Origin of the sequence: Polaribacter tangerinus, from assembly GCF_038024095.1 — a bacterium.
Taxonomy (GTDB): domain Bacteria; phylum Bacteroidota; class Bacteroidia; order Flavobacteriales; family Flavobacteriaceae; genus Polaribacter; species Polaribacter tangerinus.
Genome location: NZ_CP150668.1, coordinates 362979 through 374560, shown reverse-complemented (window position 1 = coordinate 374560; position 11582 = coordinate 362979). Strand labels below are relative to the sequence as shown.

10 protein-coding genes are annotated in these 11582 nt (G+C 31.3%); 3 read left to right on the top strand and 7 right to left on the bottom strand.

Features of this window, described 5'->3' with window-relative positions:
• Positions 1 to 151: 151 nt before the first annotated feature.
• The gene (locus tag WHD54_RS01675) at positions 152 to 2317 is read right to left on the bottom strand and encodes an endonuclease (RefSeq protein ID WP_088322931.1); all 2166 of its coding nucleotides are present in this window, start codon (positions 2315 to 2317) and stop codon (positions 152 to 154) included.
• A gap of 1 nt (position 2318) precedes the next feature.
• Positions 2319 to 3542: an RsmB/NOP family class I SAM-dependent RNA methyltransferase gene (locus WHD54_RS01670; RefSeq protein WP_088322930.1), complete on the bottom strand. Its 1224-nt coding sequence runs from the start codon at positions 3540 to 3542 to the stop codon at positions 2319 to 2321.
• Between the two features lie 101 nt (positions 3543 to 3643).
• Between WHD54_RS01670 and recG the strand changes: the two genes are divergently transcribed.
• Entirely contained in the window at positions 3644 to 5740 is a 2097-nt protein-coding gene (gene recG, locus WHD54_RS01665; protein WP_088322929.1) for an ATP-dependent DNA helicase RecG, read from the top strand.
• Between the two features lie 68 nt (positions 5741 to 5808).
• Here the strand turns inward: recG and WHD54_RS01660 are convergent, their stop codons facing one another.
• The 5 genes from WHD54_RS01660 to rlmH all read right to left on the bottom strand — a co-directional run bounded on the left by WHD54_RS01660 (position 5809) and on the right by rlmH (position 9939).
• Positions 5809 to 6858: a M28 family metallopeptidase gene (locus tag WHD54_RS01660; protein WP_088322928.1), complete on the bottom strand. Its 1050-nt coding sequence runs from the start codon at positions 6856 to 6858 to the stop codon at positions 5809 to 5811.
• Positions 6859 to 6927: 69 nt separating this feature from the next.
• A complete protein-coding gene (locus tag WHD54_RS01655) occupies positions 6928 to 7632 on the bottom strand; it encodes an ABC transporter ATP-binding protein (protein ID WP_317043141.1) in 705 nt (234 codons plus the stop codon).
• Positions 7633 to 7744: 112 nt separating this feature from the next.
• A complete protein-coding gene (locus WHD54_RS01650) occupies positions 7745 to 8767 on the bottom strand; it encodes a FecCD family ABC transporter permease (RefSeq protein ID WP_088322926.1) in 1023 nt (340 codons plus the stop codon).
• Positions 8768 to 8794: 27 nt separating this feature from the next.
• Positions 8795 to 9379 carry a non-canonical purine NTP diphosphatase gene (locus WHD54_RS01645; protein ID WP_088322925.1) on the bottom strand — a complete coding sequence of 195 codons (585 nt, stop codon included), beginning with the start codon at positions 9377 to 9379 and terminating at the stop codon, positions 8795 to 8797.
• Between the two features lie 86 nt (positions 9380 to 9465).
• Positions 9466 to 9939, bottom strand: coding sequence for a 23S rRNA (pseudouridine(1915)-N(3))-methyltransferase RlmH (rlmH, locus tag WHD54_RS01640; RefSeq protein ID WP_088322924.1), 474 nt, complete (start codon positions 9937 to 9939; stop codon positions 9466 to 9468).
• Between the two features lie 159 nt (positions 9940 to 10098).
• Between rlmH and nadC the strand changes: the two genes are divergently transcribed.
• The gene (nadC, locus tag WHD54_RS01635; protein ID WP_088322923.1) at positions 10099 to 10956 is read left to right on the top strand and encodes a carboxylating nicotinate-nucleotide diphosphorylase; all 858 of its coding nucleotides are present in this window, start codon (positions 10099 to 10101) and stop codon (positions 10954 to 10956) included.
• A gap of 37 nt (positions 10957 to 10993) precedes the next feature.
• Positions 10994 to 11566, top strand: a complete 573-nt coding sequence (locus WHD54_RS01630) for a pentapeptide repeat-containing protein (protein WP_088322922.1) — start codon at positions 10994 to 10996, stop codon at positions 11564 to 11566.
• Positions 11567 to 11582 lie beyond the last annotated feature (16 nt).

Genomic DNA, 11582 nt, shown 5'->3' with positions numbered 1-11582 from the left:
TGTGTTGTTGTAAAAATGCAAATTTACTTTTTTTCAACTTAATTATAATAAATTATTTTTTCTAATGTTGTTGAGTTGTTCACTAGGTTTTAAACAAAAAAAGAAGTGTCAATTAATAGGCACTTCTTAATGTGTAATTTACATTGTTTAATTAAAGTTTCATGAACTTTACTGTAGTTTGTTTTCTATTAGAAAATGCTTTTAAGAGATAAATACCTGGTGATAAGTTTTCTATATTGATTCTATTTCTACTATTATCAAGTGTTTCTTTTTTTACTAGTTTGTAAATAGTAGAGTAAATTTCAATATTTAGAGTTTCTTTCGTGTCGATGTGTAAGAAGTTTCCTTTAACTGGGTTTGGATAGTATTTAAAATTTATAAGCTCATTGTTAGTATTGCTTAACGAAAAGTTATGATTTCCAATACCATCATAGGTGTCGGTAGTAAATGTTACCCAATCATTTTCTAAATTAAAACTTGTTGTCGGACCTGTTATATTACTTTTTCTTCTTAAAGTAATATTTTTTGCAAAATCTCCTTTATTGGCATTAAACTCTCCAACAATATCAATTAAATTATTTCCTTTAAAAAGTCCGACAGGGTCATCACCATTAAAACTCAAAGGCGCACCATTATCTACTGCGGCATTAGTTTGTAAGTCAGATTCAGTTACAAGTTTTGTGGCACTTGCGTTTGGATGCGTAACCACAAAAACATCATTTGGTAAAATATTTTTTATGTTCCCGCTATTTAGGTAAAAAGCATCTGACCAACTATTTCCACCACCAGGGTTTCGCCTTAAGTTATAACTATTTAGATTTACTGTTTTGCCCGTTAGGTTTACGATTTCTATAGCTTTATTGTTACCAGAGCCTTCTACATATTCAGATATAAATAAAGAGGTAGCAACACCGCTTGTACCAGCCACTGTTTTTGTAGTAATGGTTTGGGATAGTTCAGAATTATTATTAGACATATCTGTTGCTAAAATCTGACAATTGTAATTTGTATTCGGTTGCAAATTTGTTACAGTATAGCTAGTATTTGTAACTTTTCTAGAGAGTACATTATTTATATATACACTATAAGAATCTACCTTATGATTGTCTGTAGAAGCTTGCCAAGTAATAGTGAAGGAAGTATCTGTAATATTTCTGATAATTATATTTGTTGGTTTAGTTGGTGCTTCTGTGTCTTTTAGTGTTTGGGTAATTAGAGGGCTACTTTTTTGAGACTTATTATTTACTAAATCTTTTGCAAGTATTTGTACAGAATATTGGGTACCTGGAGAAAGATTGCTTATGGTAGCAGATGTTGTAGTAGTTTTTAAGGCTAACGTATTGTTTATAAAAACATCATATCCCGTTACACCCACATTATCTGTGGCTGCCAACCAAGTAATATTGAACGAACTAAAATCGATATTATTTACTGTAACGTTTGTAGGAGTGGTAGGAGCTTCATTGTCTTTTGATGTGTAAATTCCCCAGGTATCTTCTGCACCATCGCCGCCCCATATTAATGTAGCAAGAAACGGATTGTCTATAAACGGATTTCTATTACCTTGAGCCGATGGATTACTAGTGTTTTCATGATAATTATTTCTTGCTTTTTCGAATTCAGAAACTGGGTCTTCTACATTCCAGTTTAGGAACAAATCAATCATATCATCAGGAGTTTTCGAACTGTCTCCAATGCCAACACTAGAAGGTAAACAAACATTTCCATAGCGTAAATACATGTACATTATCATTCTTGCAACATCCCCTTTCCATTCGTCTCCAGGATACCAAGCAGCTGTATTTGGACCATCGAGACCAGGGTAAAAGTCAATTGTAGATAAGCCAGAATTTCCACTTCCTCTTCCAAATTTTCTATTACTTCTCAGAGAATTTCTAGAGGCATCTGCGGGTCTTAGGTGATGTGCATCTGCACCTGGCCCTACATTTCCAAGATTTGGATTTCCAAGAGATTTCGGAAAAACGTGTTCTCGATTCCAATTAAATATTGCGCCGCCATTATTGTTTATTCCTCTTTCTCTGTCATTAGATAAATCGGAATCAGTTCCGTTTTCGTAACCGTAAATTAGAATAACTTCAGCATTATTATTCGGATTTTTATCTGTAGCTTTTGAAGCAATCCAAACATCTGGTGTGTAAGTTAAAAAATTACTATGGCTACTGGTTATTTTTGTAGCTAACTCATTTTTTAAAGCTAAACCAGTAAGTTGCAAGTTTACATTATTATAATAAGATTCATGCTGAGAAAAACTACAAAAGGATGTTATAGCTGAAATAGCAAGAAATATTTTTTTCATTTTATGAAGCGTTATTTTTTTCTATGAGTGCCATATAAAATCCATCAAAACCGCTTTGATGCGCCAAAACTTTTTTGTCTGATATAAATGTAAAATCTTTACCTGCTTCAGAAGCTAAGAATTCTTTTACTTGATTTTGATTTTCGGATGGTAGAATAGAACAGGTTGCATACACCATTTTTCCTCCTGGTTTTAACATTTTAGAGTAACTTTGTAATATCTCTTGTTGCACCTTTTTGATGTTTTCTATAAATTCTGGTTGAAGTTTCCACTTAGAGTCTGGGTTTCTTTTTAGTACTCCGAGTCCAGAGCAAGGTGCGTCTATTAAAACTCTGTCTGCTTTACCATATAATTTTTTTATTGGCTTTGTAGAGTCTATTACACGCATATCTATATTATGAGCTTTGTTTCTCTTTGCTCTTACTTTAAGTTTGCGAAGTTTACTTTCATAAATATCCATTGCAATTATTTGCCCTTTATTTTGCATTAATGATGCCAAATGAAGTGTTTTGCCACCAGCACCAGCACAAGTATCTACTACTTTCATGCCAGGTGCTACGTCTAAATACGCTGCAACCAATTGAGAAGAGGCGTCTTGAACTTCAAAAAAGCCATTATGAAAAGCTTCTGTTTTAAAAACATTGGCTCTTTCTGGAAGTAAAAGGGCATCTGGGTGATTGGGTATAGTTTCGGTAACTACGTTTTCTGAGTGTAATTTTTTTTGTAAAATTTCTTTAGAAATTTGTAAAGTATTTGTTCGTAAAATTACTTTTGCTTGTTTGTTTAGTGAAGCTATTTCTTGGGTCCATATTTCTTCACCTAGTTCAGTAACACACAACTCATCCATCCAATCTGGAATAGATTCTCTGTATTTTCTAATTTTAGACAACTCTGCAAATCTCCCTTTTATTCTTCTCTCTGGTACGTTTTCTCCAATTTGATTCCAATCAGGTAACTTAATACCTCTTAACACACACCAAACTGTAAATATTCTCCAAATATTATCTCTATCATAAGGAAGTTTTACCTCTGCAATTTCTGCATATAAACGATTCCAACGTACAATTTCATAGATGGTTTCTGCAACAAATTTTCGGTCTCTAGCTCCCCAACGCTTATCGCGTTTTAGTGCTTTTTCTACAGCTTTATCGGCATAGACACCCTCGTTAAAAATGTCTCTAATACTATCTATTACTGCAAAAGTTAAATTTCTATGTAATCTCATTTGTGGTTTTCTAATGGTTTGCAAAGATACATTAAATATTATCGAATTTTTCACTAAAATTAGCGCTGATTTCTGTATTTTCGTAATAAGATTTTTTTCTTTTGAACTTAGAATATCCAGTAACATATATAGCAGGAATTAGTGTGCAAAGAGCTGCTCTTTTGTATACAGAATTGGGTATAAAAACATGCAATGATTTATTAAATTTTTTCCCTTTTCGGTATATTGATAAAACAGCTTTTTATGCCATAAAAGATTTGCAGCCGAGTTCTTCGGAGGTACAAATTGTTGGTAAAATTACTCATGTGAAATCGGTGGCACAGAAAAGAGGAAGTAGACTGGTAGCGACGTTTCAAGATGCAACAGGTTCTATGGAGTTGGTTTGGTTTAAAGGACAAAAATGGATTAAAGATTCATTAAAAATTAATGAGCCTTATGTAGTTTACGGAAAATTAAATCATTACAATGGTAGTTTTAGCATTCCGCATCCAGAAATAGAATTGGTAACAAACTACAAAAAAAAGTTGCAATCTAAGATGCAACCAGTGTATCCATCAACAGAAAAGTTAAATAATTCTGGAGTTTCGAATAAGTTAATGAGAAACTATATTCAAAATTTATTGCAGCAATGTTATGATGGTATTCAAGAGACATTATCTCAGGAAATTATTACCGATTTTAACTTAATGAACAAAAGAGAGGCACTACTAAATGTTCATTTTCCAAAAAATCAAGAAAAACTTGCTAGAGCTCAAAATAGGTTAAAGTTTGAAGAGTTGTTTTTTATTCAATTGCAATTGGTTAGAAAAAAACTGATTCATAAATCAAAAATAAAAGGGTTTAGTTTTGAAACTGTTGGCGATGTATTTAATCAATTTTATTCAGAAAAACTTCCCTTCGATTTAACAAATGCTCAAAAAAGAGTTTTAAAGGAAATTAGAAAAGATGTTGCGTCTGGTGCTCATATGAACCGTTTGTTACAAGGAGATGTAGGTTCTGGTAAAACAATTGTAGCAATTTTAGCCATGTTATTGGCTATAGATAATGGGTTTCAGGCAACAATTATGGCGCCTACAGAAATTTTAGCAAATCAGCATTTTACAGCAGTTTCTGAACTTTTAGGAGATTTAAATATTCAGGTAGCTATTTTAACTGGTTCTGTTAGAGCAAAAAGAAGGCGAGAAATTCACGAACAGTTAGAAAATGGAACACTACATATTTTGGTGGGAACTCACGCGCTTTTAGAAGACAAAGTACAGTTTAATAATTTAGGTATTGCAATTATCGACGAGCAACATAGGTTTGGGGTAAAGCAACGAGCTAAATTATGGTCTAAAAATACATTGCCTCCTCATATATTAGTGATGACAGCAACTCCTATTCCCAGAACTTTGGCAATGTCTGTTTATGGTGATTTAGATATTTCTGTTATTGACGAATTACCACCCGGTAGAAAAGAAGTGAAAACGGTGCATAGGTATGATAGCAACAGACTTTCTGTATTTAAGTTTATGAAGGATGAAATTGCAAAAGGAAGACAAGTGTATATTGTGTACCCATTAATTGAAGAGTCTGAGGCAATGGATTATAAAGATTTGATGGATGGTTACGAGAGTGTTTCTAGAGAATTTCCTTCGCCTAAATATCAAATTAGTATTGTTCACGGTAAAATGAAGCCTGCTGATAAAGACTATGAAATGCAACGTTTTGTGAAGGGCGAAACTCAAATTATGGTGGCCACTACTGTAATTGAAGTAGGTGTAAACGTACCCAATGCGAGTGTAATGATAATTGAAAGTTCTGAGCGGTTTGGTTTGTCTCAGCTACACCAGTTAAGAGGTAGAGTAGGTAGAGGAGCAGACCAAAGTTATTGTATTTTATTGTCTAGCTTTAAACTTTCTAGTGAAGCTAAAACAAGACTAGAAACAATGGTAGAAACTACCGATGGATTTAAAATAGCAGAGGTAGATTTAAAACTAAGAGGTCCTGGAAATATAATGGGAACCCAGCAAAGTGGTGTTTTAAATTTAAAAATAGCTGATGTAGTAAAAGATTCTAAAATTTTGGTTGCAGCAAGAAATACTGCTATAACAGTTTTACAAGAGGATGCAAATTTAGAAAAAGCAGTAAATTTACCTATTAAAAACACGTTTGCAAAAATAACTAGATCTTCAAAAATTTGGTCTAATATTAGTTAATATTGTATTTATAATTAAAAAAGACCAAGCTTTGCTTGGTCTTTTTTAATATCTCAAAATTAGTAAAATTATTTACTTGTTTTAACTTCAGTTGCTTTGTCTGCAACAATTCTTGTTTCTCTATTTGCAACTTCCCAAGCTGTATGAAAAACCAAACGAGCTCTATTTTCTAATAATTCATAGTTTATTTTGTCTGGTGTGTCTGTAGGTCTGTGATAATCGGCATGAGTTCCGTTAAAATAGAAAATAATTGGTACATTATTTTTTGCAAAGTTATAATGATCAGATCTGTAATAAAATCTATTAGGATCATTTTCATCATTGTACTTATAGTCTAAACTTATGTTGGTGTATTTTTTATTTACAGCTTCAGATAAATTATGTAGCTCAGTGCTTAATTTATCAGAACCAATTAAATAAACAAAGTTAGGATTGTCTTTATGTCTTGCATCAATTCTACCTACCATATCAATATTTAAATTACAAACGGTATTCGATAGCGGGAATATAGGGTCTACATCTGTATAATATTTAGAGCCAAGTAATCCTTTTTCTTCTCCAGTTACATGTAAAAATAAAATTGAACGTTTCGGACCTTTGCCAGCTTTTGTCGCCATTTGAAATGCTTGTGCAATTTCTAAAATTGCAACAGTACCAGAGCCATCGTCATCGGCACCATTATAAATTTGTCCGTTTTTAATTCCTTCGTGATCTAAGTGAGCAGAAATTACAACAATTTCATCTGGTTTTTCCGAACCTTTTATAAATGCAACTACATTTTCTGAGTCTTTAAATTCTCCTCTTCTAGTATTTTTATTAATCCATTCTGTAGGAACTTCTTGAAAGTAGTCGTCTCCACCTAGGGGAGAGGAAATGCCTTCGTTCACATAAAAATCTTTTAAATACTTAACCGCTTTTTTTTGGCCAGGCTCTCCAGTGTTTCTACCTTCAAACTCGTCTGAAGCATATGTAAATAAGTGCGTGCCTAGTTCTTTAGCTGTAATTGTTGCTGCGTATTTAGCAGCTTGGTCTACGTTTGCGTCTTCTTTAGACACTGTTTTGCTTGTGCCGCAGGCTATAAAAGCTACTGCACTTGCAAGGTAAATTATTTTTTTCATCGATTTTAAAAGTATTTATTTGTATAATTAAGTATTCAAATGTAACAAAAAGTTAGGCTTTCGTCAAAATTATATTTTATTAACCACAAATTGCTGAAGGGTTTTATTAAATTTTAACAACGTATTGGGAAAAAGTGTTTCAAATGTGCCTTTATCTACTAATTTTTTTATGGTTCCTTGTACTACGTTTTGTTCTGATATTATGATAGCTTCATCTGCAAGCTGTATAGCCAAATTAATTTCGTGTGTAGAAATTAAAATTGTTTTTTTTGTTTCTGATACCAACTTTTTTAGGAGACTAAAAATTTTAATCGTTTGATGCATATCTAAATGCGCTGATGGTTCATCTAAAATAATTACTTCGGTATCTTGTGCTAATGCTCTGGCAATTAAAACTCGTTGAAGCTGACCATCGCTTAATTCGTAAAACCGTCGGTTTTTTAGGTGAGAAATATCTGTGAGTTCAATGGCATTTTGTATTTTTTTTTCATCTTCTTTTGCTAGTGTATCTAGCCAATTTGTGTAAGGTTGTCTTCCAAGTGCAATAAGCTCGAAAACAGTTAGTTGACTTTCTGGAAGTCTTTCTGTTAAAACAAGACTTAGTTTTTTAGAGAGTTCATTTTCTGAATATAAATCTAGTTTTTTTTCTTCAAAATAAAGAGTTCCAGCTATGGGTTTTTGAACTTTAGAAAATGTTCTAAGCAACGTAGATTTACCAATGCCATTTTTTCCTAAAACAACCACTAATTTTCCAGCTTCTATTTTTAAGTTGATGTTATCCGCAACTACATTTCTGTTGTTATTGTTGTTATATCCAATACTTAAATTAACTGTTTCTAAGACGATATTTTCTGTTGTTGTTTTAATTTTATTAATATTTTAAATTTTATACAAATAATTTCTTTTTTCTAATGAGAAGCCAAATTACAATTGGTGCGCCAAAAAGTGAAGTAATGGCATTAATTGGTAAAGTAAATTCGCTAGTTGGTAGTTGTGCAATTGCATCGCAAATAAGCATTGTTATGGCTCCTAAAATAATTACCGCAGGGAGCAACACTTTGTGGTTCGAGGTAGCAAAAATCATTCTTGCAATGTGGGGCACTGCAAGTCCAATAAAAGCTATCGGACCAGCAAAAGCTGTTGTTACTCCAGTTAAAAGACTAGCAATTATCAAAATAATATTTCTACTTTTTTTAATATTTATACCCAAACTTTTAGCATAGTTTTCGCCCAATAAAAAACTATTTAATGGTTTTATAATAAACAATGTAGCTACAATGCTAATAAAGTAAATGGGACTAAAAATTAATAATTCGTTCCAAGATAAATTTCCTAAGCTACCAAAGCTCCAAAATAGGTATTGTTGTATTTGTGCTGCTTGGCTAAAATAAGCAAGAACACTAATAACTGAAGCAGTTAAACTTCCAAACATTAAACCTATAATAAGTATAGACATGGTGTTTCTTACTTTATTTGCTGCTAAAATTACTGCAAAAAGTACTAGAAATGAGCCAATACTAGCCGCTAAAGGAAGAGATAGTTGAGAGCTAGTAATGGTAAAGCCACCAATGGCTGCTGCTCCTAAAATTAATAAGGCAACACCCAAGCTAGCTCCCGAAGAAATTCCTAAAACAAAAGGGCCAGCAAGCGGATTTCTAAATAATGTTTGCATTAATAAACCTGCAACTGATAAACCAGATCCCACCAAAACTGCGGTTATTGCTTTTGGTAGCCTATAGTTGATAATTATTATTTCCCAACTTTCTTTTACAGAAAGGTTTCCCAATATTATTTTAAATATTTCTTTTGGAGGTATCGTTACTGAACCGAGGCAAATGTTTAAAAAAAACAATATAACTAGAAAAGCTACAAGTATTATAAATTGTTTTTTAAAGCTATTTAGAATCATTTTTAAAATATACTTGTATTGTGATACCTATTGGTGTGTAACCTTTTGTAAAAAAGCAACTAATTTTTTAATGGCAATGCCTCTATGAGAAATGTTGTTTTTGCTTTCAGAATCCATTTCTGCAAACGAAATTTGGTGATTTTCTGGAGAAAAAATTGGATCGTAACCGAACCCTTTTTCTCCTCTTTTTTCATTTAGAATTTCTCCTTTACAAATTCCTTCAAATATATATTGTTTTTTATCTATATTTAAACAAATTGCGGTTCTAAACTGAGCTTTTCTATTAGTTTTATTATTAAGTGCTAACAATAACTTTTGCATGTTTTTTTCAGAATTTGATGGTTCTCCTGCATATCTTGCAGAGTATACGCCAGGATTTCCATCCAAACTTTCAACCTCTAAACCTGTATCATCTGCAAAACAGTTATAACCAAATTTTGTTGTAATATAATTGGCTTTTAATTTTGCATTTCCTTCTAAAGTCGTCTCAGTTTCTTCTATATCATCATTACAACCAATATCATTTAGGCTTAATAATTTTATTGAAGCAGGTAACATTTCTTGAACTTCCTCCAATTTATTATGATTGTTGGTAGCAAATACTATTTCCATTTCAGATTGTTGTTTTAAAAAACCAAAGTTACAAAGTTTTAACGCTACTAAATTTAAAAATATAAAAAAGGAAAAAAGTATGAGTTTTACTCATGATGATAGGGCTCGTTTTTTAAAATAGTAAAACCTCTATACAATTGTTCTATTACAAATAAGCGAATCATTTGATGTGAGAAAGTCATTTTAGAAAGCGATACTTTACCGGCAGATTTTTGATATACTTTTTCAGAAAAACCATACGGACCACCAATAACAAACACCAACTGTTTTATACCAGCATTCATTTTTTTTTGAAGATATTTAGAAAATTCTACAGAAGTAAATTGTTTTCCCTTATCATCTAAAAGAATAAGATTATCGGTATTTTCTATTTTAGAAAGAATTAATTCTCCTTCTTTTTCTTTTTGTTGAATTTCACTTAAATTTTTGGTGTTTTTTAAATCTGGTATAATTTCTAATTCAAACTTTATGTAGTGCTTTAACCGTTTTTTATACTCATCTATGAGCAGTATTAAGTTTTTATTATCAGTTTTGCCAATGGCAAGTAATTTAATTTTCATCTTTTAACTATCATTTCTAATGATTACTCAACTTTTAAGAAATATCGACAAATCATTATACTAATTCTCTACAAATTTATCAGTTTTAGAACATAAAATCACTAGAACTTCTTAAAAGTTGAAAATCATTGTTATTTTTACATCAGAATAAAAAGATTTATGATATCAAAAGAACAATTTCAAAACGAATTAGACATCATCATTAAAAATGCTGTTAGAGAAGATGTAGGTAATGGAGACCATACCTCACTTTCTTGTATTCCCGAAACCGCCTCTGGCAAAGCAAAATTATTAGTTAAAGAGGATGGAATAATTGCTGGGGTAGAGTTTGCTAAACAAGTTTTTAATTATATTGATAAAGATTTAATTGTAGAAACTTTTAAAAATGACGGTGATAAAGTTACTTTTGGCGATGTTGTATTTTATGTTTCAGGTAAATCACAATCTATTTTAATGGCAGAGCGATTGGTTTTAAACTCGATGCAAAGAATGAGTGCAATTGCTACAAAAACAGCTGCTTTTACAACGCTTTTAAACGGAACTAAAACCAAAGTTTTAGACACCAGAAAAACAACTCCTGGTATTAGAGCTTTAGAAAAATGGGCTGTAAAAATTGGAGGTGGAGAAAACCATAGGTTTGCTCTGTATGATATGGTTATGATAAAAGACAATCATATCGATTTTGCAGGCGGAATTACGCAAGCCATTACAAAAACAAAAAAATATTTGTCAGAAAATAATATTGATATTAAAATAATTGTAGAAGCAAGAAACTTAAAAGAAATTAAAGAAATACTCAAAAACAAAGGCGTTTATAGAATTTTAATTGATAATTTTACCTTTGAAGATACTAAAAAAGCTGTTCAATTAATTGGCAATACCTGCTTAACAGAATCTTCTGGAGGAATTAGCGAGAAAACTATTCGTAAATATGCAGAATGCGGAGTAGATTATATTTCTTCTGGAGCATTAACCCATTCTGTACACAATTTAGACCTAAGTTTAAAAGCTGTTTAATAAAAAAAAGAACTTTAAAAGAAACTACTTTACATAAATGATGGAACTTTATTTTACAGAAGAAACTTATTCGAAAATTGATTATACCCCAATAGGTATCGTCAAAGCATCGTATGATAGTTGTACTTTTTTAAATTGTAATTTTGATGGTGTTCATGCATCTAACATCGAGTTTATAGATTGTATTTTTATAGAGTGTAATTTTAGCAATACCAACATTGCCAATACTGCTTTTAAAAATGTTTCTTTTGAAAGCTGTAAAATGATAGGATTAAAATTTAATGAGTGTGATACTTTTTTACTCCAGTTAAGTTTTAAAAGTTGTCAGCTTAATTTTTCTTCTTTTTATCAATTAAATATTCCTAAAACTAGTTTTACAAATTGTAATTTACAAGAAGTAGATTTTACAGAAACAAACCTCAGTGAGGTAATCTTTGATAATTGCGACTTAAAATCCGCTATTTTTGATGCTTCTAATTTAATAAAATCTGATTTTAGAACAGCATATAATTTTGAAATTCATCCAGAAAAAAATCGTTTAAAAAATGCACTTTTTAACAGAAATACTATAGATGGATTACTAGTTTCCTTTGGTATTAAGTTGGTTTAAAATCGATATGTAACTC

Coding starts and splice junctions, on each gene's coding strand:
- WHD54_RS01650 (WP_088322926.1), bottom strand. CDS start 8,767: ATGATTCTAAATAGCTTTAAAAAACAATTTATAATACTTGTAGCTTTT.
- rlmH (WP_088322924.1), bottom strand. CDS start 9,939: ATGAAAATTAAATTACTTGCCATTGGCAAAACTGATAATAAAAACTTA.
- WHD54_RS01645 (WP_088322925.1), bottom strand. CDS start 9,379: ATGGAAATAGTATTTGCTACCAACAATCATAATAAATTGGAGGAAGTT.
- WHD54_RS01675 (WP_088322931.1), bottom strand. CDS start 2,317: ATGAAAAAAATATTTCTTGCTATTTCAGCTATAACATCCTTTTGTAGT.
- WHD54_RS01630 (WP_088322922.1), top strand. CDS start 10,994: ATGATGGAACTTTATTTTACAGAAGAAACTTATTCGAAAATTGATTAT.
- WHD54_RS01670 (WP_088322930.1), bottom strand. CDS start 3,542: ATGAGATTACATAGAAATTTAACTTTTGCAGTAATAGATAGTATTAGA.
- nadC (WP_088322923.1), top strand. CDS start 10,099: ATGATATCAAAAGAACAATTTCAAAACGAATTAGACATCATCATTAAA.
- WHD54_RS01660 (WP_088322928.1), bottom strand. CDS start 6,858: ATGAAAAAAATAATTTACCTTGCAAGTGCAGTAGCTTTTATAGCCTGC.